Origin of the sequence: Janthinobacterium rivuli (assembly GCF_009208735.1) — a bacterium.
Taxonomy (GTDB): Bacteria; Pseudomonadota; Gammaproteobacteria; order Burkholderiales; family Burkholderiaceae_D; genus Janthinobacterium.
Genome location: NZ_WFLJ01000004.1, coordinates 125,041 through 151,088 on the forward strand (window position 1 = coordinate 125,041; position 26,048 = coordinate 151,088).

The window sequence follows — 26,048 nt, forward strand, 5'->3', positions numbered from 1 at the left end:
AAAATGGATGCCGAGTTAGATCAGCTTATCCTCAGCGGCGCCCCTGGCGGCGTTGTCATCACGAACGAAGACCATGCCGTCGTGCGCTGGACGGCCGGGGCGCAGCGCATATTCGGCTATGCCGGCGAGGAAGCGCTGGGCCGCACGCTGTGGGAACTGATCTCGCTGCCGGGACAGGCCGAAGCGGCCCAGCTGATCGATGAGCAGCTGACCCTGCAAGGCAGCTACGACCGCGAATCGCTGCGGCGCCGCAAGGATGGTGAACTCATCTACGTCGACGTGGCGTGCCAGGCCGCGCACGCGGCGCCGGACGGCCCCCGCTACCTGATTTCCACCATGAAGGACACGACCTTGCTGAAGGCGGCGCGCGACGCCCAGTTCGTCGACGTGCGTTACCGCGTGTTGTTCGAATCGACGCCGGACAGCGTCATCATGGTCAATGCCACGGGCGCCATCGTGCTGGCCAACCAGCAGGCGCAGCGCCTGTTCGGCTACGCGGAAGGCGAATTGAGCGGCAGGCAAATCGATACCCTGTTGCCGCAACGCCTGCGCCATGCGCACGTGGCCCACCGCGCGCGTTATTTCGACCAGCCGCGCACGCGCACCATGGGTGCCGACCTGGAATTGCTGGGCTTGCGCAAGGACAACGTCGAGTTCCCCGTGGAAATCAGCCTCTCGCCGATCCAGACGGAGATCGGCACCTTCGTCATCAGCGCCATCCGCGACGTCAGCGACCGCCGCCGTGCCGAACAGAAGTTCCGCGGCCTGCTCGAATCGGCGCCGGACGCCATCGTCATCGTCAACGGCGATGGCGAGATCGTGCTCGTCAATTCGCAGACGGAACGCCTGTTCGGCTATTCGCGCGCGGAATTGCTGGGACGCAACGTGGAAGTGCTGATCCCGGCCCGCTACGCGATTGACCACCCGCAGCACCGCCAGGCCTTTTCCGAGGCGCCGCGCGCCCGCTCCATGGGCGCGGGCCTGGAACTGTACGGCTTGCGCCGCGATGGCACCGAGTTTCCCGTCGAAATCAGCCTGTCGCCGCTGGAAACGGAGGAAGGCGTGCTGGTATCGTCGGCCATCCGCGACATCACCGAGCGCAAGCGCATCGAACGCACGCTCAACGAACAGAAAATCGAGCTCGAGCGGGCCAGCCAGGCGAAAGACCGTTTTCTTACCAGCATGTCGCATGAACTGCGCACGCCGCTCAACGCCATCCTCGGCTTTGCCCAGTTGCTGGCCAACGAAGCCCTGCCCGCGACCGTGTTGCAAAAGCGCGCCTTCGTGCAAAACATCGTCACGTCGGGCCGCCATCTGCTGACCTTGATCAATGAAATCCTCGACCTGGCGAAGATCGAATCAGGCAGCCTGAGCCTGTCGATCGAGCCGGTGGCGCTGCCCGCGCTGCTCGACGACGTGCGCGTGATGGTGGAGGAACAGGCGCAGCAGCGCCAGATCGAGATGATCTTTTCGGCCTGCGAGCCGCTGACGGTCAGGGCCGACCATACGCGCCTCAAGCAGGTGCTGCTGAACCTGCTGTCGAACGCCATCAAGTACAACCGTCCAGCCGGCAAGGTGGCGCTGGAAGTTTCTCAGCCCGCAGCGCAGCGCGTGCGCATCGCCATTCGCGACACGGGCAAGGGTCTGGACGAGGCGCAGCTGGCGGAATTGTTCCAGCCGTTTAACCGCCTGGGACAGGAAGCGGGCAGCGAGGAAGGCACGGGCATCGGCCTCGTCGTCACCAAGCGCCTGGTCGAGCTGATGGGTGGCGGCATGGGCGTGCACAGCTGCGTCGGCGTGGGCAGCGTGTTCTGGATCGAACTCGACACCATGGCCGCGCCGCCCGAAAGGATGCCGCTGGAGACGGAAGGGTTGCCCGAGCCTGCCTGCGATGCCGGGGGCGATGCCGACGGCGGCCAGGCGCTGCTGTTGTACGTGGAAGACAATCCGGCCAGCCTGCGGCTGGTGGAAGACATCGTCAGCTTCCTGCCCCACCTGCGCATGATCTCGGCCACCGACGCGCGCCAGGGTATCGCGCTGGCGCTGGAACGCCGCCCCGATGTCATCCTGATGGATATCAACCTGCCCGGCATGAATGGCAACCAGGCGCAACGCATCCTGCGCAACGATACGCGCACGGCGCACATCCCCGTCATCGCCTTGACGGCCAATGCCATGAAGGGCGACATCCGGCACGGCCTGGCGGCCGGCTTTTTCCGCTACCTGACCAAACCCGTCGAGATTCCCCAGCTCAACGCGGCCATCGACGAAGCGCTGCAACTGGCGCGCGCCGCCCTGCCGTTCAAGCCGGAGGAGTAAAGGCCAGCTTTTTCATCGCCGCATCGAGGCCCTTCGCGCTGCGCGCATAAGCGGCCCACGGCGCGTTGCCCACGTCGAGGCGGCCGTGGACATTGCCCACGTTCCATTGATCGCCCGCCTTCAGCTCGTCGAGCTCTTCCCAGGCCAGCGGCACGGAAATGCCCAGCCCCGAACGCGTACGAGCCGACCATGCGCACACGGTGGTGGCGCCCCGGCCATTGCGCAAGTAATCGATGAAGATCTTGCCGACCCGGTTGTCTGGCCCGCTTTTCAAGACGAAGCGCTGCGGAATGAGCTGGGCCATGTGCGCCACGATGGCCTGCGAAAACGCCTTCACCGTGTCCCAGTCGTGTTGCGGGCGGATAGGCACGACCACATGCAAGCCCTTCCCGCCGCTGGTTTTCAGCCAGGCTGGCAAGCCCAGCTCCGTCAGGAAGGCGCGCAGCAGCACGGCCGCTTCGCGGATGGCGGGCCAGGCCACGCCCTTGCCCGGGTCCAGGTCGAACACCAGGCGGTTCGGCGTGTCGTAGGCGCTGGCCAGCGCGTTTTGCGTGTGAAATTCCACCACATTCCACTGCGCCGCCGACAACAGCCCCTGGACGCTGGCCACTGCCAGCATCGGCGGGTGTTCCGGGTCCAGCCGTGCATCGAGCTGTTTGATACCGGGCATGGTCGACGTCTCCGCATGTTTCTGGAAAAACAGCTCGCCGCCCACGCCGGCCGGCGCGCGCACCAGCGACACGGGGCGCCCGCGCAAATGCACGAGCATCAGCTTGCCCACCAGCGCGTAATAGCGCACCAGGTCGATCTTCGTGGCGCCGCTGTCCCGGTCGATCACCCTGTCCGCATGGCTGACCTTGAAACTGGCCGGCAAGACTCCGTCGGGCATGGATTGGTTTGGCATCGGTTTCTCCCTGTCGATTCGCTGTGGCCGCTCGCGCACGATGGCGGCCGGCTGTTTATCCTCGCGCAAGCCATGGAACACGGCGTGGCGCACGGCGCCGCCGCTGGTCCATTGCGCAAAACTGACCTCGGCCACCAGCTGCGGCTTCACCCAGACGGGCTGGCGCACGCCGCCCGCCTTGCCCGTGAACGGACTGGCATCGCTGGCCAGCGCGTCGAGGCGGCGCCGCACATCGCGCAGGCTTGCCGCGTCAAAGCCGCTGCCCACATTGCCAGCATAGCGCAGCTTGCCCTGCTCATCGTGCACGCCCAGCAGCAGCGACCCGATCCCCTCGCGCGCGCCCTGCGGCGCCGTATAGCCGCCGATGACGAATTCCTGCCGCAGCCCGCATTTGAGCTTGATCCAGTCGCCGGAGCGGCGCGTGACGTAAGGCGAGCCGCGCCGCTTGCCGATCACCCCTTCCAGCCCCAGGCGGCAGGCGTGGGTCAGCAATTGCTGCGGCGCGGCATCGAGTGCGGCGCTGAAACGCACCAGCGGCGATGCGGGCAATTGTTCCAGCAGTCCCTGCAGCAGTGCCCTGCGCGCCTCGACGCTCTGGCCCCGCAGATCGTGGCCATCGAAATACGCCACGTCGAACAGGTAATACACGATGTCGCTGGTGGCCTCCGCGTCGAACGCGCGCTGCAAGGCGCCAAAATCCGGGCGGCCGCTGGCGTCCATGACGACGATTTCGCCGTCATACCAGCCAGGCGGCAAGCCCAGCTGTTCCAACGCCTGCCGCAGCTTGGGCAGCTTCGCCGTCCAGTCATTGCCATTGCGCGTGATCAAGCTAACCCGTTCGCCATCACAACGCGCGAGGACACGGTAGCCGTCGAATTTCGCCTCGAACAGCCATTTCTGCGGGTCTGGCGGCGGAGCGTCGGCCAGGGTGGCGAGCTGCGGCGACAGGGTGGCGGGCAGCCGGGCGGCTGGCGCTGACGCCTGCTCCGCCCTCTTCCTGCGCCTGGGCATGGCCTTGTTCCTGACGCTGCCGGGGAACTCGTCGACGACGGAAAATTCCAGTGCCGGCCGCGCATAGCCGTCTTTTTCCTTGATCAGCAGCCAGGCGGGCTGCTTTTCGCCCTTGCCCTTCATGCGCACGAGCACCCAGTTGCCGTGCATCTTGTGGCCATGCAGGGTGAACTTCAGCTCGCCGGCCGCCAGCGCCTTGCGCGCATCGGGGGTGGACGGCTGCGGCTGCCAAGTCCCCTGGTCCCAGATGATGACCTTGCCCGCGCCATACTGTTTTTCGGGGATCGTCCCTTCAAAACCGGCATAGGCAAGCGGGTGGTCTTCCACCTGCACGGCCATGCGCTTGTCGCGCGGATCGTAGCTGGGCCCTTTCGGCACGGCCCAGCTTTTCAGCGTGCCGTCCAGTTCCAGGCGGAAGTCATAGTGCAAACGGCTGGCCCAGTGCTTCTGGATGACGAAGGCGAGCACGCCGCTCGCGTCCTCGCCGCCACCTGCAGGCTCGGGTGTGACGGCGAAATTGCGCTTGGCTTGATAGGTTTTCAAGGCGGCTTTCATGGCGGCCCCATGCGGTGACGATGGCATCGAGTCTAGGCCGCCGCAGGCTAGAGCACGGTACGCCAGCTAACAGAGCACCTGCCCCGCCAAATGTAAGTGTTTGTAATTCACAGAAAACGTGTCAACGCTATTGCCGCACGGCGCGTTTTTGGCTCAGTGACAGGGGAAATGCATCTCCTGAACTACAAACCCACTTCTCGAGGAACTGCACCATGAAAAAAGTAATCGCTACTCTGATCGCCGGCTTGTTCGCTACCGCAGCCTTTGCTCAAACGCCAGCCGCTCCTGCCAAGGCCGAAGCCAAGCACACCAAGGAAGTGGCAAAAGCAGAAGCCAAGGAAACCAAGGCGGTAGTCAAAGCCGATGCCAAGGAAGCCGCTGTCGCCGCCGATGCGAAAGCCGATGTCGCCAGCGCCAAGGCCGACGCCAAAGCCACCAAGGCCAAAGCCCATCACAAAGCGAAAAAAGCCAAAGCCAAGGCTGACGAAGCCAAGACTGAAGCGACCGCAGCAGCAGCCAAATAATTCCGTCCGCGCTTTTTTCGCGCCACGCAAAAAGACAGCTTCGGCTGTCTTTTTGCATTTTCATGTCTGCTTCTTCCATCAACGTCATTTAAATCACCTGATTGTAAGAAAGTGTAAACAAGGTCAACCGTAACCTTCCGGGCCGCGTTTTCTGCTCAGTGACACGGGAATCATCCCGACACCAACAGACTTACCAGACAAACCACCACCGAGGACTGCACCATGAAAAAAGCAATTGTTACCCTGATCGCCGGCCTGTTCGCTACCGCAGCCTTCGCCCAAACGCCAGCAGCACCTGCGGCCGCTCCGGCAGCTTCTGTACCAGCGAAAGTGGAAGCGGCCCACACCAAGGCCGTCGTGAAAGCGGATGCCAAGGAAGCGCAAGCCGTCGTCAAGGCCGATGCGAAAGAAGCGAAAGCCGTCGTCGCCGCGAAAACGGACGTCGCCAGCGCCAAAGCGGAAGCGACCACCACGAAAGCCAAGGCACACCACAAGGCAAAAAAAACCAAGGCCAAGGCTGACGCAAAAATGGCATCGGCCACCGCTGAAGCAGCACCAGCCGCAGCCAAGTAATCCCCCACACCATCACTTACCACTCGCCAGGAAAATAAAATGAAAAAAGTTATCGCCACCCTCGTCGCCGGTCTGTTCGCTACCGCAGCCTTCGCCCAAACCCCAGCCGCTCCGGCAGCATCCGTTCCCGCCAAGGCGGAAGCGGCCCACACGAAAGCCGTGGTCAAGGCCGAAGCCAAGGAAACCAAGGCCGTCGTGAAAGCCGATGCGAAAGAAGCGGTCGTTGCCGCCGATGCGAAAGCCGACGTGGCCAGCGCCAAGGCCGATGCCAAAGCCACCAAGGCCAAGGCGCATCACAAAGCCAGCAAAGCCAAAGTGAAGGCGGATGCGGCCAAAGCAGACGCAGCTGTTGCTGCCACGCCGGCAAAGTAAGCGCGATGATGTAGTCACGCGAGCGCGTCCGCCGGGTCTGCGCCAGCGTGGCCACTGCGAATACCAGGGACAGCTTCGGCTGTCCTTTTTGCGTGGCGCGCGACAAGGCGGCGCACATGAGCGACACTTGTACTCCGACCCTCGTAGGGAGTGCCCCATATGCGCCGCCTGTCCTTTTCACTATTGAGTGCCCTCTTCCTGTCCTGCCCTGTCCTGGCGCAGGACAGCGCCCCCGCCACCCTCGATCAAGTCCTGCGATCCCAGGACCGCGACAGCCATGGCGACTTGCGCGCCGTCGTCGTGCTGCGCGACGGGGCCATCGTGGCCGAACGCTATTACAACGGCGAGACGGCCGACACCCTGCACGACATCCGTTCGGCCGGCAAGAGCATCACCGCGCTGCTGGTGGGCGCCGCCGTGGCGCGCGGCCAGCTGGCGGTAACAAAAACGGTGGGCGACTACTGGCCCGATGTCGCTGGCAGCCCGGCGGGCATGGTGGCGCTCGACGACTTGCTGACCATGCGTTCGGGCCTGGCCGCCTTCGATGAAGACGAACAGTCGCCAGGCAATGAAGACAAGCTCGATGCGGCGCCCGACCCGGCCGCCTTCGTGCGCGGCGTGCCGGCAGCAACAAAGCCGGGCGGCATCTACCGCTACAACTCGCTGGGCTCCTACATCGCCGGGCGCGTGGTGGAAAGCGCCAGCAGCGCCGACCTGGAAGACTACGCCGCCAAGGTCTTGTTCGCGCCGCTGGGCATCACGCGCTGGAGCTGGGGCCGCGACGTGGCACACCACCCGAAAGGCCAGGGCAATCTGTCGCTGCGCGCGCGCGACACGGCGAAGATCGGCCAGATGGTGCTGGACGCCGGCGTAGTTGACGGCAAGACGGTGATCGACGCCGCCTGGCTGCAAGCGGCGCTGGCGCCGCGCGTGGCCATCGGCGCCGTGGACCGCTACGCCGACGGCTATGGCTATTTCTGGTACGCAAAGACGCAGGACATCGGCGGACAACAGATCGTCGTGCATTTCGCCTCGGGCAATGGCGGCAACAAAATCTACGTGATACCCGCGCGCCGCATGGTGGTCAGCATCGCCTCGAGTGCGTATGGCAAGGCTTATGGACAGCGCCGCTCGGAAGACATCCTGAAAGCCATTTTGGCCGCCGATGCCACGCAGATGTAAGCGTTTGTAATGACCGTCAACGCATGGGTTCCGGGGCGCGTTTTATGCTCAGTGACACGGGAATCATCCCGACACCAACAGACATACCAGACAAACCACCACTGAGGACTGCACCATGAAAAAAGTTATCGCTACCCTGATCGCCGGCCTGTTCGCTACCGCAGCCTTCGCCCAAACGCCAGCAGCTCCAGCAGTGCATGCCACCGCGGCAGCCTCGGTACCTGCCAAAGTGGAAGCGGCCCACACCAAGGCCGTCGTAAAAGCGGACGCCAAGGAAGCGCAAGCCGTCGTCAAGGCCGATGCGAAAGAAGCGAAAGCAGTCGTCGCCGCGAAAACGGACGTCGCCAGCGCCAAAGCGGAAGCGACCACCACGAAAGCCAAGGCACACCACAAGGCCAAGAAAACCAAGGCCAAGGCTGACGAAAAGCTGGCATCGGCCACCGCCGAAGCGGCGCCAGCGAAGTAATTCCTTCACACTGCATCAACCCGACAATACACCAAGGATCTCATCATGAAAAAAGTTATCGCCACCCTGATCGCCAGCCTGTTCGCCACCGCCGCTTTCGCCCAGACGCCAGCCGTCGCACCAGTCGCACCGGTGGCGCCGATTCCTGTCGTCGCCCCTGTCGTCAAGGCCGAAGCGCCGGCGGCCGCCGTCAAGCCAGCGACGCACAAGAAAGCCAAGCATCACAAGGCGAAAAAAGCCGCACCGGCAACGCCTGCGACGCCTGCAGCTCCGGCCGCAGCGGCAGCTTCCGCACCGGCAGCAGCGCCAGCCAAGTAATCACGGCGGCAGCAAGCAAAAAGACAGGGTTTTCCCTGTCTTTTTTTTCGTCCGCTTTTTCGTGCATTTATTTCGGCATCAAGACCGTGTCGACGACGTTGATCACGCCATTCGACTGGTACACGTCATAGGTGCTGATGTTGGCACTGTTGCCGCCCTCATCCATCACGACGATGTTGTGCATGCCATTCATGGCGAACATCAACTTGCCCCCGCTGGCCGTGGGCAAGCTGGCTTTACCGTCGTGCATCTTAATTTCCCTGGCCAGCGCCTTGAAGTCGTATTTGCCGGGCACCACGTGGTAAGTGAGGATTTTCGTCAAGGTCGCCTTGTTTTCCGGCTTGACCAGGGTGTCGACGGTGCCGGCGGGCAGCTTGCCGAAGGCCGCATTCGTCGGCGCGAACACGGTGAACGGCCCCTTGCCTTTCAGCGTATCGACCAGGCCGGCCGCCTTGACGGCGGCCACCAGGGTCGTGTGGTCGGCCGAATTGACGGCGTTATCGACGATGTCCTTGGATGGATACATGCTCTGGCCACCCACCATGGTCGTCATGTCGGCGGCAAAGGGGCTGCTGGCGGCCAGCATGGAGGTGATGAACAGAGCTGCGGGAACGATGGTGCGCATGGTGATATCTCCTGGATGACTGCGTTTGCGTGATTGCAGGAGTATTTACGCGGCCTGTCGGCAAACGGATTCAACTGACTAAAACAAAAAAAACGGCGCCGTGCAAGCGCACGACACCGTTCCTGATATGCATCCCTTGCCGCGGGCCGGAATGCTCCAGCCCGCGGTGCCGGGAAACTAGTTGGCCGCCACTTGCGGTTCCGTTTCGCCCCAGCCGCCGCCCAGGGCGCGGATCAGCGCCACCGTGGTGACGGCGCGGTTGCCGCGCAATTGCACGGCGTTGCGCTCGATGGCCGCCAGGTTGCGCTGCGCGTCGAGCAAGTCCAGGTAGCTGGAACGGCCCGCGTCGTACAGCTTTTGCGCCAGGTCGGCCGAGCGGCGCGCCGAGACGACGGCTTCGTCGATCTGCTGCGTCTGGCCCGACAGGATGCGCAGGCCGGCCAGGTTGTCTTCCACCTCGGCGAAGGCCACCAGCACGCTCTGGCGATACGTCGCCACCGACTCTTCCAGTTGCGCTTCGCTGCGGCTCACGGCCGCCTTGTTGCGTCCGCCGTCGATGATGGGCATCGACATCAGGGCGCCCAGCAGCCAGGAGCGGCTGCTCCACTTGAAGATGTCCGAGAAGGTGTCGGACGCGCCGCCGCCGGAGGCGTTCAGGGTCAGCGCCGGAAACATGGCCGATTTGGCCACGCCGATGCGCGCATTCGACGCTTCCATGGTGCGCTGCGCCGAGGCGATGTCGGGACGGCGCTCCAGCAGGGACGACGGCATGCCGGCCGGGATCACGGGCAGGAAGCCGCTGTCCTGCAGCGGGTTGACGGTCGCCGTGAAGCTGGCGGCCGGTTTGCCCAGCAGGACGGCCAACGCATGTTCGCTGGTGGCCCGCTGGCGCTGCAGGCCGATGGCTTCGGCGCGCACCGTCGACAGCTCCGTGCGGGCACGCGATAAATCGAATTCGCCGATGTCGCCCAGGTCATAGCGACGCTGGTTCACATGCACGCTTTCTTCGCGCAGGCGCACCGTCTGCTCCAGGGTCGCCAGTTCGGCGTCCGTGGCGCGCAGCTGGAAGTAGGTCTGCGCCACGTCGGCCTGCAAGGACAGCAGCACCGAGCGATAGGTCGCCTCCACGGCCAGCGCATCGCTGCGCGAGGCGCTGACGTTAGCCGCCACGCGGCCGAACAGGTCGACTTCGTAGCTGGCCGTCAGATTCGCCTGGTAGACGTTGGTCGCCGCCACCGGCGCACCGTTCGGCAAGCCGAGCGACACGGCGGAAGCGCGGTTGCGCTGGCCGCCCACGTTCACGCCCACTTGCGGGATGCGGTCCGCTTCGGCGATGCCGGCAATCGCCCTCGCCTGCTTGACGCGGGCGGCGGCCACCGCCAGGTTGGCGTTCGCCTGCGTGGCTTCGCTGATCAGGCTTGTGAGAGCCGGATCATTAAAGGCCAGCCACCATTCGCCGCGCGCCTGGCGCTCGGCTGGCACGCCCTGCTTCCAGCGCGTGCCGTCGGCCGCCGTTTGCACGGCCGGCAAGGTTTGCGCTTCCTTGAACGCGGTGGGCGTGTCGATCTGCGGCTGCTTGAACTCGGGCGCCGCGCAGGCGGCCAGCAGCACGGCAGCTGCCATGGCCGTCAAGGCCGTGCGCAGGACGGTTACCCGTGTGGTTGCGTTGGTTTTCAATATATATCTCCTTCCAGGTCCAGCGCTGGCGCGACAGGCTTGGCGGCAGCGGCGGCTGGTTTTTTCTCAAAACGCTGCGCCAGGGTGCGCAGCAGTACGTAGAACACGGGCGTCAGGAACAGGCCGAAGAAGGTCACGCCCAGCATGCCGGCGAAGACCGCCACGCCCATGGCATGGCGCATTTCCGAACCGGCGCCGTGCGAGAACACCAGAGGCACCACGCCCATGATGAAGGCGATCGACGTCATCAAAATCGGACGCAGGCGCAGACGGCACGCTTCCAGCGCCGCTTGCACGACGGTGCGGCCATGCTCTTCCAGCTCGCGGGCAAATTCCACGATCAGGATCGCATTCTTCGACGCCAGCCCCACCAGCACGAACAGCGCGATCTGGGTGAACACGTTGTTGTCGCCGCCGGTCAGTTTCACGCCCAGCAAGGCGCAGAGGATGGACATCGGCACGATCAGGATCACGGCCAGCGGCAGGGTCCAGCTTTCATACTGGGCGGCCAGCACCAGGAACACCAGCAGCACGCACAGCGGGAAGACATAGATCATCGTATTGCCGGACAAGATGTCCTGATAGGTCAGCTCCGTCCATTCATACGAAATCCCCTGCGGCAGCACTTCCTTGGCGATGCGTTCCAGCGCGACCTGCGCCTGGCCGCTCGACACGCCAGGTGCGGCGCCGCCATTGAAATCGGCTGCGGCATACGCGTTGTAGCGCTGCACGCGGTCAGGACCATAGCTGTCCTTGACGCGCATCAGTGACGACAGCGGGATCATCTCGCCCTTGTCATTGCGTACCTTCAGCTGCGCGATATCCTGCGCATGCGAACGGAACGCGGCATCGGCCTGCACGCGCACCTGGTAGGTGCGGCCAAACTGGTTGAAGTCATTCACGTACAGCGAACCGAGGTTGATCTGCAAGGTCTGGTAAATCGTTTGCAGCTGCACCCCCATCTGCTTGGCCTTTACGCGGTCGACGTCGGCGAACAGCTGCGGCACGTTGATCTGGTAGCCCGAGAACACGCCTGCCAGTTCCGGCGTCTGGTACGCTTTCGCGGCCAGTGCCTGGGTGGCGTTGTACAGCGCGTCGTAACCGAGATTGCCACGGTCTTCGATCATCATCTTGAAGCCGCCGATGGTGCCCAGGCCGTTGACCGGCGGTGGCGGGAAGACCATGATGAAGGCGTCCTGGATGCCGCCCAGGCGCTTGTTGATCTCGGCCGCGATGGCGCCGCCCGACAATTCCTTGGTGGTGCGTTCGTCGAACGGCTTCAGGGTGGCGAAAACGATGCCGGCATTCGGCGCATTGGTGAAGTCGTTGATCGACAGGCCGGGGAAGGCAATCGTCGATTCGACGCCTGGCACCGACTTGATCACGTCGGACATGCGGCGCACGACATCTTCCGTGCGGTCCAGCGAGGCGGCGTCAGGCAATTGCGCAAAGCCCACCAGGTATTGCTTGTCCTGCGCTGGCACGAAACCGGCCGGCACGGACTTGAAGGTGAAGATGGCGGCAACGACCAGCAGCGCATACACGCCCAGGGAAGCGCTCTTGCGGCCCAATACACCCTTCACGCCCGCTTCGTAGCGGTGCGAGGCGCGGCCGAAGAAACGGTTGAACCAGGCGAAGAAGCGGCCGAAGACCATGTCCATGCCGCGCGTCAGCGCGTCTTTCGGCGCATCGTGCGGTTTGAGCAGCGCGGCCGACAGGGCTGGCGCCAGGGTCAGCGAGCTGAAGGCGGAGATCACGGTCGAAATGGCGATGGTCAGCGCGAACTGGCGATAGAACTCGCCCGACAGGCCAGGCACGAAGGCGATCGGCACGAACACGGCGCACAGCACCAGGGCGATGGCGACGATGGGACCGCTCACCTCTTTCATGGCCTGGATGGTGGCGTCGCGCGGCGACAAGCCTTCCTCGATGTTGCGCTCGACGTTTTCCACCACCACGATGGCGTCATCGACGACGATACCGATGGCCAGCACGAGGCCGAACAGCGACAGCGTGTTGATCGAGAAGCCAAAGCCCAGCATCACGGCAAAGGTACCGACGATCGACACGGGAACGGCCAAGAGCGGAATGATCGATGCGCGCCAGGTTTGCAGGAAGATGATCACCACCAGCACCACCAGAGCGATGGCTTCGAGCAGGGTATGGATCACGGCTTCGATGGACGAACGCACGAACTGCGTCGGGTCGTACTCGATGCGGTATTCCACGCCTTGCGGGAAGTCTTTTTTCAGTTCGTCCATCTTGGCGCGCACGTCGGACGACAATTGCAGCGCGTTGGCGTTGGGCGCCTCGAAAATACCCATGCCGACGGCAGGATTATTGTTCAGCAGCGAACGCAGCGAGTAGCTGTTGGCGCCCATTTCCACGCGCGCCACGTCCTTCAGGTGCGTGATCGCGCCGTCGGCATTCGTGCGCACGATGATGGCGCCGAATTCCTCGGGCGTCTGCAGACGGCCCTGGGTATTGACGGTCAGCTGGAAGTCCGAGTTCTTCGCTGGCGAGGCGCCGATGACACCTGCGGCCACCTGCACGTTCTGCTCGCGGATGGCGTCGACGACATCATTGGCCGTCATGCCGCGCGCCGCCACTTTTTGCGGGTCGAGCCAGATGCGCATGGCATAGTCGCCGGCGCCGAAGATCTGGATGTCGCCCATGCCGGGCAAACGGGCCAGTTGATCCTTGACGTTCAGCACCGCGTAGTTACGCAGGTACATGTCGTCATAGCGCTTGTTGGGCGACACCAGGTGCACCACCATGGTCAGATTCGGCGAGGACTTGACGGTCGTCACGCCGATCTGGCGCACTTCCTCGGGCAGGCGCGGCAAGGCGCGCTGCACGCGGTTCTGCACCTGCGTCTCGGCCTGCTCGACGTTGGTGCCGATCTTGAAGGTCACGGTCAGCATCATCGCGCCGTCGGACGTGTTTTGCGAGGACATGTAAAGCATGTTCTCGACGCCGTTGATCTGCTCTTCGAGCGGCGCGGCCACGGTTTCGGCGATCACTTTCGGGTTGGCGCCCGGGTACTGCGCGCGCACCACCACGGATGGCGGCACGACGTCCGGATACTCGGAGATGGGCAAGCCGAATATCGACAGCAGCCCGGCCACGAATATGACGATCGACAGCACCGCCGCGAAAATCGGCTTGTCGATGAAAAAGCGGGAAAAATTCATGTTTATTCCTTGGAAGTCGATGCTGCTTTCGCGGCGATCTTGGCGTCTTTTGCTTCAGGTTTTGCGGGAGCGACCGGCGCGGTCGGGTCGAAATCCATGGCCACCATCTGCGGCGTCACGGGCGCGCCGGGGCGCACGCGCTGCAAGCCGTTGACGACGATCTTTTCGCCCGCCTTCAAGCCTTCGCGCACCACGCGCAAGCCGTCCGAATTCGGGCCCAGCTTGACGGCGCGGTATTCGGCCTTGTTGTCTGCGCCCACCACGTAGACGAACTTGCGGCTTTGATCCGTGCCGACGGCGCGGTCGGAGATCAACAGCGCCGTGCTTTGCGCGTGCGGGCCATTGCCGCCGTCGAGCTGGATGCGCGCGAACAGGCCGGGCACCAGCTGGCGCTCGGCGTTGGCGAAGGTGGCGCGCATGCGCACGCTGCCCGTGGCCGGGTCGAGCTGGTTGTCGACGAATTCCAGCTTGCCTTCGTGCGGGAAGCCCGTTTCATTGGCCAGGCCCACCTTGACGGTGACGGGCGTGCCCTTTTGCGCCGTGCCGGCCACGCGCAGGTAGGTATCTTCATCGCCGTCGAAGCTGGCGTAGATGCGGTCCGTCGACACCACCGAAGTGAGGATGGCGGAAGCGTCGATCAGGTTGCCGACGGTGATTTCCGCCTTGCTGACGCGGCCGCTGATCGGTGCCTGCACCTGCGTGTACGACAGGTTCAGCCTGGCCGCTTCATACGCGGCTTGCGCCGAGCGGGCGTTCGCGTCCAGCTCTTTCAGGCCCGAGGCCTTTTCATCGAATTCGCGCTGGGCGATGGCTTTTTCAGCCAGCAGCTTTTCAGCGCGCGACAGTTCCAGCTTGGCCAGTTCCGCCTTGGCGCGGGCCGAGGCGGCCGTGCCTTCGGCGCGCGACACTTCGGCCTGGAATGGGCGCGGATCGATGACGAACAGCACATCGCCCTTTTTCACTTCGCTGCCCGGCTTGAAGTTGACGGCCGTGATGAAGCCGCCGACGCGCGAGCGGATTTCCACGCGCTCGATCGCTTCCAGGCGACCCGAAAATTCCTGCGTTTCCGTGATCTGTTTTTCCACCACGGCCGCGGCCGAGATGGGCGGGCCGCCGGCCGCGGGCGCGTCGGGCACCTTGCTGTTGGCCGAATCGCAGCCGGCCAGGCTCACGGCCACCAGTCCTGCCAGCGCGAGCGAGGCAGCCAGGGGCTTCAGCAGAGTGGAAAATTGTTGAACGTTTTTCATTTTATTTCCCTGTTTTATGAAAATTTCTAATGGTATGGGCGGCAGAAAGCAACCCAACTGAAAAAGTGAAAGGTGGTGCCATGGCGCCCGACGGCGCTCGATCAAAGGTAAACAGGCCGCCAGCTGCTTGAAAGCGGACGGGGACGACGAAGCTGGCTGTGCGAACGCACAACGCAGACAGGAAGGGAACTACACTGCGTAGTGTAGCAACCGAAACTCAAAAAGTAAACTGATTAGTGTAAGTTTTTTTATGGTGCCGCGAATGGCGGCGTCATGACTCGGGCGCCTGCCCCAGTCCGGCGACGAAACTGCTAATTTCGCTCAATACCTGCACCTTGCAGGCACACTCATTGCGTGCGGTCGCGTCTTGCAGCGGCGCGGCGGCCATGCGCCGCACGGTGGTCTTGATGCCGCAGGCGATCAGTTTGCTGCCGTATTGTTCAGCCTCGTCGCGCAATGGGTCGTCTTCGCTGGACAAGATCAAGGCTGGCGGCAGGTTCTTCAAACGGCTCGACTGCAATGGCGACGCATACGGATGGGTACGGTCAGCGGCATTCGGCAGGTAGCCACGATAGGCGGCGGCGCATTGATCGGCCACTTCCGCCAGGTCAGGACAGGTCGGCAAGTGGCGCATCGAACACGTCGACAGGCCGGGGTCGAGCATGGGCATGATCAGCACCTGGCCCGCGAGGGGCGGTCCGCCCCGGTCGCGCGACATCATGGCGCATACGGCGGCCAGGTTGGCGCCCGCTTCGATGCCCGACACCACCATCTGCTTGCCGCTCCAGCCCAGCTTGGACTTGTTCTTTTTTGCCCACAGCAGCACGGCATGCGCGTCTTCCACGGCGGCGGGGAATGGGCGCACCTTCGCCAAGGTGTAGTTCGAGGCCAGCACCACATGGTCGGGGTTGCTCAGCACGAGGCAGCGCAGGAAGTCGTCCGCGTCGTCGAGGTCGCCGCCGACAAAGCCGCCGCCATGGAAGAAGACGATCAGGCTGGGTTGTTTGGCGCCCGGCACGCCGGCCGTGTAGACGCGCGCGGCCAGCGCATCCTGCGCGCCCTGCACTTCAATGTCGCGTATCTTCAGCGCCTGGCCAGGTGCCAGTTCGACGGCGGTGTCGGCAACGCTCATTGCGCCACCACCGGCTGCACCGCCACATCGAGCACCGTGTCGTTCAGGCACAACAGGACGCCGCCGCCTACTTCATGGGTCAGGGCGCTATACCCGCTCGCTTCGCTTTGCGCCGCCATCGAGTATGCATCCGTCGATACCATCGCGGCCAGAGCGAGCGAGCTCATAGCGAGAGCAAGCACTGCAAAGATTCCATTCCGATGACCCATGATTTTTCTCCTGTTGTACTTCCTGCGGCATCACATTTATGCTGCAGTACAACAACTATAGACTTGATCTACAATCTGATAAAGAGTGCAATGACGAATTGATTGTTCAGGATTCTGAATAATCGAGCGTAACATGATAGGAAATCAAGTGAACAAGCTGCAAGCCATGGAAGTTTTCATCCAAGTCGTCGATGCGGGCGGCTTTACGCGCGCGGCGGAAAACATGCAGTTGCCAAAAGCCACCGTGTCGACCCTGATCCAGTCGCTGGAAGCGAGCCTGTCGGTTAAGTTGCTCAACCGCACCACACGCCACGTCAGCATCACCGCCGACGGCGCCGCGTATTACGAGCGCTGCGTGCGCATCCTGTCCGATGTGCGCGAGGCCGAGGAATCGCTGTCGCGCACGCGCTTGAGCCCCAGCGGACGGCTGCGCGTGGATGCGCCCACGGCGCTGGCCAGCGAATTGCTCATTCCCGCCCTGCCCGACTTTTTCGCCCGCTACCCGGACATCTCGCTGGAACTGGGCTGCAGCGACCGCCCCGTCGACCTGATCGAGGAAGGCGTCGATTGCGCCGTGCGCGGCGGAGAATTGGGCGACCTGAACCTGATCGCGCGCCGGGTCGGCGTATTGCATTTCATCACCTGCGCCTCGCCCGGCTACCTGGCCCGTTACGGCACGCCGCTGCACCCTAGCGACCTGGCGCAGCACCGCGGCGTGAATTTTTTCTCAGCCAAGACCGGTAAAACGTTCGAGTGGGATTTCACGCGCGCCGGCGAACGCATCCAGATGTCCATGCCCAGCCATATCGCCCTGAACGACTCGAACGCCTACGCCGCCGCCGGTCTGGCGGGCCTGGGCATCGTGCAAATGACGCATTTCATGCTTGCGCCGCTGATGGAACAGGGCAAAATGGTGGAATTGCTCGATGAATGGGAATCCGACCCGCTGCCCATCCACGTGATCTATCCGCCCAACCGCCATTTGTCCGCCAAGGTGCGCGTGTTCGTCGAATGGGTCGCCGACATGTTTACCAACCACCCGGCCACGCAGCTGAAGGGCAAGAGCAGCTTGCCCAGCGCGCGCGCCACCCTGACCGAGGCCCAGCCATGACAGCAGCAAGCACATCGCCGCACCCGCACCGCATCGTCTTTCTCGACCGCGACAGCCTGATCGCCAGCGTGCGCCCGCCCGCCTTCGCACATAGCTGGGAAGAATTTCCGCACACCAAGGGCAGCGAGCAGACGGTGTCGCGCCTGCAAGGCGCCACGATCGCCATCACGAACAAGGTGCCGCTGCGCGCGGCCGAGCTGGCGCAGCTGCCCCAGCTCCGGCTGATCGCCGTGGCCGCCACCGGCACGGATATCCTCGACCTGGCCGCCTGCCGCGAACGGGGCATCGTCGTGGCGAATATCCGCGACTATGCGCGCGCCACCGTGCCCGAGCACACGCTGGCCCTGATGCTGGCCCTGCGCCGCCAGCTGGTCGCCTATCGCGCGGACGTGGAAGCGGGACTGTGGCAGGCGTCCGACCGCTTCTGCCTGTTCGGCCACCCGATCCGCGACCTGGCCGGCAGCCGTTTGGGCTTGCTCGGCTACGGCGCGCTGGGCAAGTCCGTGGCCCAGCTGGGGCGCGCCTTCGGCATGCAAGTCATCGTGCACAACCGTTCGCCCATCGATGACGAGGGCGTCACGCCAGTGACGTTCGACGAGCTGCTGGCCAGTTCCGACGTGCTGAGCCTGCACCTGCCGCTGACGGACAAGACGCGCAACATCATCGGAGCAAAGGAATTGGCACGCATGCAGCCGACCTCGCTATTGATCAACACGGCGCGGGGCGGCCTCGTCGACGAGGCGGCGCTGGCCGACGCCTTGACCCGTGGCGTGGTCGCCGGCGCCGGCTTCGACGTGCTCTCCAAGGAGCCGCCGCTGCCCGACAACCCGCTGTTGAACTTGCGCCTGCCCAACTTCATCCTCACGCCGCACACGGCCTGGGCCAGCGGCGAGGCCATGCAAAAGCTGGCCGACATCCTGATCGGCAACGTGGAAGCGTTCGAACGCGGTGCGCCGACGAACGTGGTGGCATGAACGTCTTGCACGCACTCGATGCACTGCTGCGCAGCGACGACGATGAATACGACCGCCTCGACCTGTTCCTCGAAGCGGACGAGCTGATCGGTCAGCTGCAAGCGGCCGACGTGCCCGCGCTGCTGGCCTTGTGGCAACAGCGCGATCTGTCCTGGCAGCAGCGTTTCACGCAAGCGAGCAGCAACATCGACGGGGCCGTGCTGCGCGCCCTGCTGGCCGGTTTGCTGCAGATCAGGGAGACGCCGCACGGCGTGCTTGAATTGATGTCGCGCCTGCCGCCCGTCGCCGACAGCTCTACCCTTAGCGACGCCCTGCTCGCTTACGCCGAGCAAGCCTGGCATGCGGACCCGGCGCGGCAGCGGCAAATCCAGATCAGTTGCTGGAGTTGCGGGCTGTCGGGCCGGCTGCTCAAGCGGCTGGGGTTGTCCTCCTGGAAGGATGCGGGGCTGTAATTCTTACAGCGCGGCCGGCGTCTCGAATGAAAACCCCGGCGCATACGCATGATAGCCATCGAAATCGCCCTTGCCGATGGCCACGCCGGCACTGCGGGCGATCGCATACGCCATGCTGAAGTGAAAATAGAAATTCGGCAGAATATACAAATTCAGATATTCGTCGGCCGGCAGCGCGATGTCGGCGAAGCCGGCGCGGTCGCGGCAGATGCGGTCTGGCGGCCCGTCGAAATGCTCGGCGGGGATGGCTTGCAGGTAGCGCATGGTCTGCGCGATCTGCTCGTGCAAGCTGGCGGCGCCGCTGAAATCGGCCACGGCCAGCCCCGCCAGCGGGCAGCAGCCGCGCAGGGAAAAGCTCACGGCCGCGCGTACTTGCTGGGCGAACGGCAGCATGTCCGGGTGCAAGCGCGCCGCCAGCAGCTGCGGCGCGGTACCGGTCTTATCGAGCATGGCGGCAAGCTGCGCCAGCGAGCGGCAAAAGATCGCGGCGGGGTTGATCGGCATCGCGTCCGTCATGACAAGCCCTCCTGGGTGGCGACCTTTTTCAGCACGCGGATCAGCCGGCGTTCATGGCGTCCCACGGCATCCCAGTCCCACGCATCGATCGGGCCGAATTCCGGGTAATGGCGCTGCCATTTTTCCGCGCGCTTCTGCGAATTGACGCCCACGTGCGACGCCAGGCCCTTGCCGCCGGACAGGCGCAGATACACGCGGATGACGCCCCAGCCTTCGCACACATGACGATACGTGCGGCCATCGCACTGGGCCGGGTCCAGCGCGATACGGCGCGGGGAAAAGTGCCCGGCCATGTCCGGGTAATGCACGGCCAGGAGCACCTCGCTGGCGCCTTCGGCCTCCAGCCTGACCGCATACGCGCACAGCTCGGCCGCCGAGTGAAAATGCAGCGTGTCCTGTTCCACCTCCGAATACGCCTGCGCCACGGCCGCGCCGGGCTTGGCGAAGATCGCCTCGGCCATGGCCGCGATACCTGCTTCCGACATTCCCACCATGCTCCCCTCAAGTTGCCGCATAGCACTGCGGCGATGGCCGCCATCCTAGCATGGCGTCAGCGCCGATGGCGGCTGAAAAAGTCCCAGATGACCTCATTCGCATCGATGGCGCGCGTGGTCTGGCCGATCGGCAGGCCAACATTAAAAGCGTCGGCGCCGGGCCACGTGTGCCCGGCTTCCTTGACGGTCAGCAAGGCCACGCTGGCACCGCCGGCGCCCTGTTCCAGCCAGCTCACCTGCGTGGCGTCGCCAGCGGGGCCGGATATCTGGCGCGGCTGCGGCATGGCGCCTTCGATGCCGTTGTGCCTGCGCCAGTAGCCGAACGTGTCCTCGGCCGACAGATAGCTGGCGGCCTTGCCCTCGAACAGCACCACCTTGTCGGCCGTCCCCTGTATCAGCAGCATGCCGACCTTGTCCGTCTTCCGGTGATGCTGCCGCACCGGTTCCGGCATGGGCGCGCCCACCGAGGCGACGGCGGCGAACTGCTGGGGCAATTCCGCCGCCAGTCGCAGGGCGAAGAAGCCGCCGCGCGACAGGCCCGTCGCATACACGCGCTGCTCATCGATGCGGTAATCCTGCTTGAGTTTACTTAACATGGCTTGCGTAAAACCGACATCGTCCGTGCCCGCCAGGTAATCCATGCCGAAACCCACGTTCCAATCCTGCTTGATGCCTTGCGGATACACAACGATGAACTGGTGCCGCTCGGCCGTCTTGTTCATCTGCGTGTACAGCATTTGCTCCGCCATGCTCATGCCGCCCCCATGGAAATTGAAGACGACGGGAAAGGCTCGCTGCGGCTGGCTTTGATAGGCAGCCGGCGTATAGACGATGTAGCGGCGCTTTTCGTCCTTGTGGACAATGCTGCTCACTTGCGCCAGCGCGGGGATGCTGGTGCAGGCCAGCACCAGCAGGCTGATCAGAAATTTCATGCGGTTTCCTCCGTTAATCAAGAGCTTGCAGCTTACGCAGGCGCCGGTGAAATCGCGGTGAAATCCGGTGAGTTTATTGCGCCAGGGCCGGACGGATGACGACACGATACTGCGTCGCGCCCGGGTGAAAAACAATGTCCCAGTGCATGGCTTGTGCCAGGCGCAGCAGCAGATTCTGGCCGTGCGCGAAGCCCTGGACGCGTCGCGGCTGTCCCGCCGGCACGGTATTGTCGATGCTCAGGCAACCTTGCGCGAACGCTATGCTGATGCGGCAATCGGGGCCGCCATGGAACAGGGCATTCGCCAGGCAATTATTGATGAGCAACATCGTCAGCTGCCCATTGCCAACCACCTCGAGCCGCTCGGGCAAGTCCAGGGTCAGCAGGCTGGCATCCCAGCGATATTCGTCAAGCAGGCGCAGCAGGCATTGCTCGATGCCGCCGCGCAACTCGACCACTTCGCCGGGCAGCTGCTCGGCCCGCGCCAGCGCGAACAGCACGTCGAGGGTGGCGCGCATCTCGTGCGTCGATTGCCGCAACTGCGCCTGCTCTTGCCCGCCTAGCGCTTGCGCATGGTCCAGCGCCAGCGTGTTGTGCATCAAGGTCAGCGGCGTGCGCAATTCGTGGCTGACGTCGCGGGCGAAAGCCTGTTCGCGCTGCAACACCGCCTGCAATTCGGCGAAGGTGGTTTCCAGGCGGCGCGCCAGGAAACCGATCTCGTCGGGACGATCGCGCTCGCTGAAATGGACGGCGCCGCCGGGCGCCAGAAGGCGCGCTTCCCGGGCCAGCCTCTGCAAGGGCAGCACGAGGCGCCGCGCCAGCCAGTACGCCAGCAGCAAGGCCAGGGCGATCAGCGCCAGCGCCACGCCAGCCACGACACCGCCCACTTCCCGCGCCAGCCGCGACACGACCAGCACCGGCGCCACGTCGGCCAGCAGATAGCTGCGCCGCGGCTGGCCAGCGGAGACGAGGTCCAGCGCCAGCACGTGATAATGCTGGCCCGTCGTGGTAAACACTTCGCCGCGCGGGGCCGACGGCGGCACTTGCTGGCGCACCGCTTGAGGCAAGTCAAGGTAGCCGCCATAAACCGTGATGAGGTCGCTGCCAGAGGGCGTAAGCTTGCCGTGCTGCTGCCAGCGCATGCTGACGGCCGCCGCTTCGCGCTCGAGCAGGCGCTGCACCAGCATGTCTTCCGTCACGTAGGCGATCACCAGCGCCAGGCCCGTGTAGCACAGGCACAGCAGGACGGTGAAGCCGGCCAGGGCGGCGAACAGGCGACGGCGGATCGACCAGCTCATGGCGGCGGCGCTGCGTCGAAGGAAAGACGGTAGCCCAGCTGCGGTATGGTCACCAGTATGCCCGCCGCGCCAACCAGCTCCAGTTGCTTGCGCAGCGCGTAGATGTGCGATTTGAGGGCGTCGCTGTCGGGCGGCTGGCTGCCCCACAGCTGCTGCAACAGGGCTGAGCGCGAGACGGCATGCGGATGTTCGCGGCACAGCAATAGCAGTATCTTGAAACCCGTCTGCGTCAATGGCAGCGGTGCGTCGCCGACCAGGGCGCGTCCTGCGCGCGTCTGCAAGGTAAACGGTCCCACGCGCATTTCCTGGTGCACGTGCAGTTGCTGCCGGCGCGCCAGCGCTTCGCAGCGCAAGGCCACCTCGCGCAAGTCGAAGGGCTTGGTCAAATAGTCGTCGGCGCCATCGCGAAAGCCGCGCGCCTTGTCTTCATACGCGTCGCGCGCCGTCAGCATCAGAATCGGCACATTGCTGGGCGCGGCCGCCTTGATGGCGCGGCACACTTGCAAGCCATCCATGTCGGACAAGTTCAGGTCCAGCAGCACCACGTCATAGCGATTGCCCGTGGCCAATTGCACGGCCAGCGCGCCCGTGCCCGCATGGTCCGTCTGCCAGCGCAAGCCGTCGAGAAAGTCGAGCACCTGGCGCGCGATGGCCAGGTGGTCTTCCACCAGCAGGATACTCAAGGGTGGCTTGCTCATCGCGCTGCGGCAATGCGTGCGTATAGCCAGAAATTGCCGGATCTTCCGCGAATTTGCCGGTAGCAGCGCAGATAGCCTTCGCGCGCGAAAGCGCAGCGTTCGAGCACGCGGATCGAACGTTCATTGCTCTCCAACACAGCCGCCTGGATGCGCAGGAGGCCGAGGTGCCGGAAGCCCCAATCCACGACGGCGTTCACGACGGACGTCGCCACGCCCTGCCCCCATACGGCGGGCGCCAGGTCGTAGGCGATCTCGGCCGTCCGGTGCTGCGGGGAAATGGCATTGAAGCCGATCGTGCCCACCAGCTGGCCGCCGTCGCGCAGCACCACGGCCAGGCGGATCGACGACGCTGGCCCGGCCGATGCGTAGTCATCGAAATTGGCCTGCAAGTCGTCGGCGCTGCGCAAGGCCCAGCTCGTGTGCTCCACGACGGCGGGGTCGGCCAGGTAGGCATACCAGGCAGGCGCGTCGCTACGCTCCAGGTGGCGCAAGCTCACCAGCGGGTGGTCTGAAGCGGGCGAATCGACAGCGCGCATTGCTTTGCATCCTCCTCAGTCCAGCGGGCAATCGGCGGCCAGCCAGGCGTGAAAATCATCGGCGACCCGCTCGAAATCGTCGCGCTGCATCGAGCCATGGCCCACCAGGTACACGACGCGGTCCATGCCATCGAGCGCCAGCATGACGGCGCGTCCGCCGCTGTCGTCGCCGATGGTGATATAGCCGGGACAGGCCAGCGCGGTGTCATAGGTGGCATTGCGCTCCATCAAACTGTCCGCGCCATACAGCAGCACCTGCTCGCCGCGCATGCCTTCCTGCCCATCCCGGAGAAAACGCAGATAGTAAGTCGGCAGGCTGCGGCCAAGCGCCTGCTGGAACGCGTCGATAGCTTGCCCGCTCACACGCCGCCCTTGCGCCGCGCTTCCCACTCGCGGCGCAGCAAGCCGTACAGGGCCGAGTCGCTGACGTGGCCACCGACGATCCAGCGCTCGGGCAGAAAACCTTCCTTGTTGAAACCCTGGCGTTCCAGGGCGCTGGCCGAACCGGCGTTGAGCGGGTCGATATCGGCTTCCAGGCGGTTCAGGTCGCGCTCGACAAACGCGTACTCGATCAGCGCCGACAGCGCTTCGTGCATATAACCGTTGCCCCAGTACGGACGGCCCAGCGCGTAGCCGATCTCGGCGCGGCGGTTCTGGCGGTGCTCGGAAAACAGGCTGCAGCTGCCCAGGTATTCGCCCGTCGCCTTCAACTCGACGGCGAAGCGGAAGAATTCCTCTTTTTCGAAAGCGGCACTGTCCTCGGCAATCTGACGCGCGGCGCGGCTGGCATCGGTCCACGGCGGTTCGCTGAAATAGCGCATCACTTCGGGGTCGGAATGCATGGCGAATTGCGCCAGCTCATCCGAAGGTTGCGGCTTGCGCAGGATCAATCGTTCAGTGGTGATGGTCTTGTTGTAGCTCATGGCACTCCAGTCTGGCGGCAAACGGACGAATGCTTATTATTCCATGCAACTATAACGATGTGGCAATTTTGTGACGGTGCTTTAATGTACTATGGCAATATTTTTCGCCATATCATTGATGCAACTTCATGATCCGCTTATGTACGCAGTAACCGACGCAGCCAACTCCGAAGCCAACCATGTCCATCCCTAGAATCCACCTCACCATGCCGCTCGCCATCGGCGCACTGGCCGTCTGGCTGGGCTTGAGCCTGGGCGGCCGCTGGCTGGAAGCGGCCGGCTACGCCTTGCCGGGCGCCGCCGTCACCGGCCGTATCGGCCTGTCGTGGGCGCTGGCCGCCCTGTTCGCGCTGGCGCTGCTGCTGGCGTCCAGCCGGCCGCGCGCGGCGGGCCTGTGCGCGCCGCAGCCGTGGAAAAGCACGTGGCTGGTCTGGCCGCCGCTGCTGTATGCGCTGCTGATGCTGTTGCTGGCCTGGGCCGGCGGCTGGCCGCAGCCGCGCGTGCTGCTGATCGTCGCTTGCAATGCGGCGCTGGTGGCCGTCTCGGAAGAGCTGATGTTCCGTGCCATCTTGCTGCAAGGCATGCTGGACCGCTACGCCGTCTGGCCGGCCGTCCTGATGTCATCGGCGCTGTTCGGCCTGGCCCATACCGCCAACGGCCTGGCCACGGGCGACGTCAGCGGCGCCTTGTGGCAGGCGGTGGCCGCCACCCTGCAGGGCGTCGGCTATGCGGCCATCCGCCTGCGCACCCGCTCGGTCTGGCCGATGGTGCTCGTGCATGGCCTGTGGGATTACGCGCTGGTGACGGCCACCCTGCCGCACCCGGCCGAAGACGGTGCATCGATCCTGCCGTATATCGCCCTGCTGGCCGTGCTGCCCTTGTGCCTGTACGGCGTCTACCTGCTGCGCCCCAGCCAGCGCGCCGCCCTGTTGCAACTGCAACTATAATATTGCGACAATATTTTTCACCCGTTTGCCGAGGAAGCTGCATGGCGTTTTTTTCACGTGATTACGAGGTATTCCTGCTGCTGGCCGCGCCCGGCGCGGCGCCCCTGTGGGATGCGGCGCAATGGACGCCGTTTGCCGCCAGCCTCGACGGCCTCATGGCGCAAGCACGGGGCAAGGCCAGCGTGCGCTGCCATCAATACAATCCCAAGGGCAAGCCGATTGCCTTTGGCCGCCTGGGCTGGGACGACAAATCGCACGCCAAGTGGACGCACACACCGCAGACGACCGAGGCCCGCTTCATGAGCCTGGAAGCATGGGCGCCCGCCTGGACACTCTGCGAAAAGGATGGCCAGGCGCCCGACGTGTTCCTGGCCCTGGCCAACGAAGCACTGCTGGGCTTGGCAGGCAAGCCCTTGCAGTTCAGCCAGCGCCTGGTGTGCGCCATCGCCACGGACATGGGAGCGGACGCCGCTGCCACCCTGCAGGCGGCGCTGGCACAAGTGGCCGCGCAGCAAGACGCCGTCATTTTCGCCCGCACGCATCGCCAGTGGGGCAGCGCCTCGCCCTACGGCGGTTTCACGGACGCCATCCAGGACATGCTGATCGGCGGCCTGTTCCGGCAAGATGACCCGCATGCGCGGCCGCTCGATGCGGCCACCTTCCGCGAGCCATGGACACGCATCGGCAATTGACAGCGCCAGCCATTCCATGGCATCGTTCAGTCATGCAATCGCCATTCCCACCCCTGCCATCGATTATTGCCGCCATTTCACACATGGTGGCTGGACAGGAATGACATTGACCAAGCCGCCTGAGAGGCGGCTTTGATTTGCAGCAACTGGTCAAGACGTCTCGCAGGC

Annotated in this window: 27 protein-coding genes; 12 read left to right on the forward strand and 15 right to left on the reverse strand. The window is 64.3% G+C overall.

The features are described 5' to 3' along the window. The first annotated feature begins 3 nt into the window (after positions 1 to 3). Positions 4 to 2,319 carry a PAS domain S-box protein gene (locus GCN78_RS06670; RefSeq protein ID WP_193316637.1) on the forward strand — a complete coding sequence of 772 codons (2,316 nt, stop codon included), beginning with the start codon at positions 4 to 6 and terminating at the stop codon, positions 2,317 to 2,319. On the opposite strand, the gene ligD is transcribed toward GCN78_RS06670, so the two are convergent. Beyond that, a complete protein-coding gene (gene ligD, locus GCN78_RS06675) occupies positions 2,303 to 4,789 on the reverse strand; it encodes a DNA ligase D (protein ID WP_152251000.1) in 2,487 nt (828 codons plus the stop codon). The genes GCN78_RS06670 and ligD overlap by 17 nt on opposite strands. A gap of 212 nt (positions 4,790 to 5,001) precedes the next feature. On the opposite strand from ligD, the gene GCN78_RS06680 reads away from it, so the two are divergent. The 6 genes from GCN78_RS06680 to GCN78_RS06705 all read left to right on the forward strand — a co-directional run bounded on the left by GCN78_RS06680 (position 5,002) and on the right by GCN78_RS06705 (position 8,224). Further along, positions 5,002 to 5,313 (forward strand): hypothetical protein, encoded by a 312-nt coding sequence (locus tag GCN78_RS06680; protein WP_152251001.1) that lies wholly within the window; start codon positions 5,002 to 5,004, stop codon positions 5,311 to 5,313. 222 nt (positions 5,314 to 5,535) lie between these two features. Then, positions 5,536 to 5,886, forward strand: a complete 351-nt coding sequence (locus GCN78_RS06685; RefSeq protein ID WP_152251002.1) for a hypothetical protein — start codon at positions 5,536 to 5,538, stop codon at positions 5,884 to 5,886. 39 nt (positions 5,887 to 5,925) lie between these two features. Then, positions 5,926 to 6,258: a hypothetical protein gene (locus tag GCN78_RS06690; protein WP_152251003.1), complete on the forward strand. Its 333-nt coding sequence runs from the start codon at positions 5,926 to 5,928 to the stop codon at positions 6,256 to 6,258. Positions 6,259 to 6,417: 159 nt separating this feature from the next. Beyond that, positions 6,418 to 7,440 (forward strand): serine hydrolase domain-containing protein, encoded by a 1,023-nt coding sequence (locus GCN78_RS06695; RefSeq protein WP_152251004.1) that lies wholly within the window; start codon positions 6,418 to 6,420, stop codon positions 7,438 to 7,440. Between the two features lie 115 nt (positions 7,441 to 7,555). Further along, the gene (locus tag GCN78_RS06700; protein ID WP_152251005.1) at positions 7,556 to 7,906 is read left to right on the forward strand and encodes a hypothetical protein; all 351 of its coding nucleotides are present in this window, start codon (positions 7,556 to 7,558) and stop codon (positions 7,904 to 7,906) included. Positions 7,907 to 7,951: 45 nt separating this feature from the next. Then, the gene (locus tag GCN78_RS06705) at positions 7,952 to 8,224 is read left to right on the forward strand and encodes a cell envelope biogenesis protein TolA (RefSeq protein WP_152251006.1); all 273 of its coding nucleotides are present in this window, start codon (positions 7,952 to 7,954) and stop codon (positions 8,222 to 8,224) included. Positions 8,225 to 8,291: 67 nt separating this feature from the next. Here GCN78_RS06705 and GCN78_RS06710 read toward each other — a convergent pair whose 3' ends face one another. The 6 genes from GCN78_RS06710 to GCN78_RS29255 all read right to left on the reverse strand — a co-directional run bounded on the left by GCN78_RS06710 (position 8,292) and on the right by GCN78_RS29255 (position 16,266). Then, entirely contained in the window at positions 8,292 to 8,849 is a 558-nt protein-coding gene (locus tag GCN78_RS06710; RefSeq protein ID WP_226939506.1) for a fasciclin domain-containing protein, read from the reverse strand. Positions 8,850 to 9,026: 177 nt separating this feature from the next. Next, entirely contained in the window at positions 9,027 to 10,472 is a 1,446-nt protein-coding gene (locus GCN78_RS06715; RefSeq protein WP_152251148.1) for an efflux transporter outer membrane subunit, read from the reverse strand. A 50-nt stretch (positions 10,473 to 10,522) separates the two neighbouring features. Beyond that, positions 10,523 to 13,720: an efflux RND transporter permease subunit gene (locus GCN78_RS06720; protein ID WP_152251007.1), complete on the reverse strand. Its 3,198-nt coding sequence runs from the start codon at positions 13,718 to 13,720 to the stop codon at positions 10,523 to 10,525. 2 nt (positions 13,721 to 13,722) lie between these two features. Continuing rightward, positions 13,723 to 14,967, reverse strand: a complete 1,245-nt coding sequence (locus tag GCN78_RS06725) for an efflux RND transporter periplasmic adaptor subunit (protein ID WP_152251008.1) — start codon at positions 14,965 to 14,967, stop codon at positions 13,723 to 13,725. A 271-nt stretch (positions 14,968 to 15,238) separates the two neighbouring features. After that, on the reverse strand, positions 15,239 to 16,099 hold the full coding sequence (locus GCN78_RS06730) for an alpha/beta hydrolase (RefSeq protein WP_152251009.1): 861 nt from the start codon (positions 16,097 to 16,099) through the stop codon (positions 15,239 to 15,241). Beyond that, a complete protein-coding gene (locus GCN78_RS29255) occupies positions 16,096 to 16,266 on the reverse strand; it encodes a hypothetical protein (RefSeq protein WP_166446692.1) in 171 nt (56 codons plus the stop codon). The genes GCN78_RS06730 and GCN78_RS29255 overlap by 4 nt, the downstream gene beginning before the upstream one ends. A 190-nt stretch (positions 16,267 to 16,456) precedes the next feature. Here GCN78_RS29255 and GCN78_RS06735 point away from each other — a divergent pair, with 190 nt between their 5' ends. The 3 genes from GCN78_RS06735 to GCN78_RS06745 are packed head-to-tail and all read left to right on the forward strand — an operon-like array spanning position 16,457 to position 18,845. After that, positions 16,457 to 17,419 carry a LysR family transcriptional regulator gene (locus GCN78_RS06735; protein ID WP_152251010.1) on the forward strand — a complete coding sequence of 321 codons (963 nt, stop codon included), beginning with the start codon at positions 16,457 to 16,459 and terminating at the stop codon, positions 17,417 to 17,419. Beyond that, positions 17,416 to 18,393 carry a D-2-hydroxyacid dehydrogenase gene (locus GCN78_RS06740; protein WP_152251011.1) on the forward strand — a complete coding sequence of 326 codons (978 nt, stop codon included), beginning with the start codon at positions 17,416 to 17,418 and terminating at the stop codon, positions 18,391 to 18,393. The genes GCN78_RS06735 and GCN78_RS06740 overlap by 4 nt, the downstream gene beginning before the upstream one ends. Further along, positions 18,390 to 18,845 carry a hypothetical protein gene (locus tag GCN78_RS06745; protein WP_152251012.1) on the forward strand — a complete coding sequence of 152 codons (456 nt, stop codon included), beginning with the start codon at positions 18,390 to 18,392 and terminating at the stop codon, positions 18,843 to 18,845. Before GCN78_RS06740 ends, GCN78_RS06745 begins: the two co-directional genes overlap by 4 nt. Before the next feature lie 3 nt (positions 18,846 to 18,848). Here GCN78_RS06745 and GCN78_RS06750 read toward each other — a convergent pair whose 3' ends face one another. From GCN78_RS06750 to GCN78_RS06785, 8 genes are all read right to left on the reverse strand, one after another. Beyond that, positions 18,849 to 19,361 (reverse strand): DUF1993 family protein, encoded by a 513-nt coding sequence (locus GCN78_RS06750; RefSeq protein ID WP_226939507.1) that lies wholly within the window; start codon positions 19,359 to 19,361, stop codon positions 18,849 to 18,851. Continuing rightward, positions 19,358 to 19,846 carry a hypothetical protein gene (locus GCN78_RS06755; RefSeq protein ID WP_152251013.1) on the reverse strand — a complete coding sequence of 163 codons (489 nt, stop codon included), beginning with the start codon at positions 19,844 to 19,846 and terminating at the stop codon, positions 19,358 to 19,360. Before GCN78_RS06755 ends, GCN78_RS06750 begins: the two co-directional genes overlap by 4 nt. Before the next feature lie 65 nt (positions 19,847 to 19,911). After that, entirely contained in the window at positions 19,912 to 20,787 is an 876-nt protein-coding gene (locus GCN78_RS06760; RefSeq protein WP_152251014.1) for an extracellular catalytic domain type 1 short-chain-length polyhydroxyalkanoate depolymerase, read from the reverse strand. A 73-nt stretch (positions 20,788 to 20,860) separates the two neighbouring features. Further along, complete coding sequence (locus GCN78_RS06765; RefSeq protein WP_152251015.1) at positions 20,861 to 22,084, reverse strand: sensor histidine kinase; 1,224 nt, start codon at positions 22,082 to 22,084, stop codon at positions 20,861 to 20,863. Next, positions 22,081 to 22,782, reverse strand: coding sequence for a response regulator transcription factor (locus GCN78_RS06770; protein ID WP_152251016.1), 702 nt, complete (start codon positions 22,780 to 22,782; stop codon positions 22,081 to 22,083). Before GCN78_RS06770 ends, GCN78_RS06765 begins: the two co-directional genes overlap by 4 nt. Then, positions 22,779 to 23,318: a GNAT family N-acetyltransferase gene (locus GCN78_RS06775; RefSeq protein ID WP_152251017.1), complete on the reverse strand. Its 540-nt coding sequence runs from the start codon at positions 23,316 to 23,318 to the stop codon at positions 22,779 to 22,781. The genes GCN78_RS06770 and GCN78_RS06775 overlap by 4 nt, the downstream gene beginning before the upstream one ends. Before the next feature lie 15 nt (positions 23,319 to 23,333). Then, positions 23,334 to 23,681 (reverse strand): SMI1/KNR4 family protein, encoded by a 348-nt coding sequence (locus GCN78_RS06780; RefSeq protein WP_193316638.1) that lies wholly within the window; start codon positions 23,679 to 23,681, stop codon positions 23,334 to 23,336. Continuing rightward, positions 23,678 to 24,241, reverse strand: coding sequence for a GNAT family N-acetyltransferase (locus GCN78_RS06785; protein WP_152251018.1), 564 nt, complete (start codon positions 24,239 to 24,241; stop codon positions 23,678 to 23,680). The genes GCN78_RS06780 and GCN78_RS06785 overlap by 4 nt, the downstream gene beginning before the upstream one ends. Positions 24,242 to 24,420: 179 nt before the next feature. Between GCN78_RS06785 and GCN78_RS06790 the strand changes: the two genes are divergently transcribed. Together GCN78_RS06790 and GCN78_RS06795 are read left to right on the forward strand one after the other, a co-directional pair. Then, a complete protein-coding gene (locus GCN78_RS06790) occupies positions 24,421 to 25,188 on the forward strand; it encodes a CPBP family intramembrane glutamic endopeptidase (RefSeq protein WP_152251019.1) in 768 nt (255 codons plus the stop codon). A gap of 41 nt (positions 25,189 to 25,229) precedes the next feature. Next, entirely contained in the window at positions 25,230 to 25,880 is a 651-nt protein-coding gene (locus GCN78_RS06795; protein WP_152251020.1) for a hypothetical protein, read from the forward strand. The last annotated feature ends 168 nt before the right edge of the window (positions 25,881 to 26,048 follow it).

Bases quoted from the DNA above. Each gene is read 5' to 3' on its own strand.
- GCN78_RS06670 (WP_193316637.1), top strand. From the start codon at position 4: ATGGATGCCGAGTTAGATCAGCTTATCCTCAGCGGCGCCCCTGGCGGC.
- ligD (WP_152251000.1), bottom strand. From the start codon at position 4,789: ATGAAAGCCGCCTTGAAAACCTATCAAGCCAAGCGCAATTTCGCCGTC.
- GCN78_RS06680 (WP_152251001.1), top strand. From the start codon at position 5,002: ATGAAAAAAGTAATCGCTACTCTGATCGCCGGCTTGTTCGCTACCGCA.
- GCN78_RS06685 (WP_152251002.1), top strand. From the start codon at position 5,536: ATGAAAAAAGCAATTGTTACCCTGATCGCCGGCCTGTTCGCTACCGCA.
- GCN78_RS06690 (WP_152251003.1), top strand. From the start codon at position 5,926: ATGAAAAAAGTTATCGCCACCCTCGTCGCCGGTCTGTTCGCTACCGCA.
- GCN78_RS06695 (WP_152251004.1), top strand. From the start codon at position 6,418: ATGCGCCGCCTGTCCTTTTCACTATTGAGTGCCCTCTTCCTGTCCTGC.
- GCN78_RS06700 (WP_152251005.1), top strand. From the start codon at position 7,556: ATGAAAAAAGTTATCGCTACCCTGATCGCCGGCCTGTTCGCTACCGCA.
- GCN78_RS06705 (WP_152251006.1), top strand. From the start codon at position 7,952: ATGAAAAAAGTTATCGCCACCCTGATCGCCAGCCTGTTCGCCACCGCC.
- GCN78_RS06710 (WP_226939506.1), bottom strand. From the start codon at position 8,849: ATGCGCACCATCGTTCCCGCAGCTCTGTTCATCACCTCCATGCTGGCC.
- GCN78_RS06715 (WP_152251148.1), bottom strand. From the start codon at position 10,472: ATGGCAGCTGCCGTGCTGCTGGCCGCCTGCGCGGCGCCCGAGTTCAAG.
- GCN78_RS06720 (WP_152251007.1), bottom strand. From the start codon at position 13,720: ATGAATTTTTCCCGCTTTTTCATCGACAAGCCGATTTTCGCGGCGGTG.
- GCN78_RS06725 (WP_152251008.1), bottom strand. From the start codon at position 14,967: ATGAAAAACGTTCAACAATTTTCCACTCTGCTGAAGCCCCTGGCTGCC.
- GCN78_RS06730 (WP_152251009.1), bottom strand. From the start codon at position 16,099: ATGAGCGTTGCCGACACCGCCGTCGAACTGGCACCTGGCCAGGCGCTG.
- GCN78_RS29255 (WP_166446692.1), bottom strand. From the start codon at position 16,266: ATGAGCTCGCTCGCTCTGGCCGCGATGGTATCGACGGATGCATACTCG.
- GCN78_RS06740 (WP_152251011.1), top strand. From the start codon at position 17,416: ATGACAGCAGCAAGCACATCGCCGCACCCGCACCGCATCGTCTTTCTC.
- GCN78_RS06745 (WP_152251012.1), top strand. From the start codon at position 18,390: ATGAACGTCTTGCACGCACTCGATGCACTGCTGCGCAGCGACGACGAT.
- GCN78_RS06750 (WP_226939507.1), bottom strand. From the start codon at position 19,361: ATGACGGACGCGATGCCGATCAACCCCGCCGCGATCTTTTGCCGCTCG.
- GCN78_RS06755 (WP_152251013.1), bottom strand. From the start codon at position 19,846: ATGTCGGAAGCAGGTATCGCGGCCATGGCCGAGGCGATCTTCGCCAAG.
- GCN78_RS06760 (WP_152251014.1), bottom strand. From the start codon at position 20,787: ATGAAATTTCTGATCAGCCTGCTGGTGCTGGCCTGCACCAGCATCCCC.
- GCN78_RS06765 (WP_152251015.1), bottom strand. From the start codon at position 22,084: ATGAGCTGGTCGATCCGCCGTCGCCTGTTCGCCGCCCTGGCCGGCTTC.
- GCN78_RS06770 (WP_152251016.1), bottom strand. From the start codon at position 22,782: ATGAGCAAGCCACCCTTGAGTATCCTGCTGGTGGAAGACCACCTGGCC.
- GCN78_RS06775 (WP_152251017.1), bottom strand. From the start codon at position 23,318: ATGCGCGCTGTCGATTCGCCCGCTTCAGACCACCCGCTGGTGAGCTTG.
- GCN78_RS06785 (WP_152251018.1), bottom strand. From the start codon at position 24,241: ATGAGCTACAACAAGACCATCACCACTGAACGATTGATCCTGCGCAAG.
- GCN78_RS06790 (WP_152251019.1), top strand. From the start codon at position 24,421: ATGTCCATCCCTAGAATCCACCTCACCATGCCGCTCGCCATCGGCGCA.
- GCN78_RS06795 (WP_152251020.1), top strand. From the start codon at position 25,230: ATGGCGTTTTTTTCACGTGATTACGAGGTATTCCTGCTGCTGGCCGCG.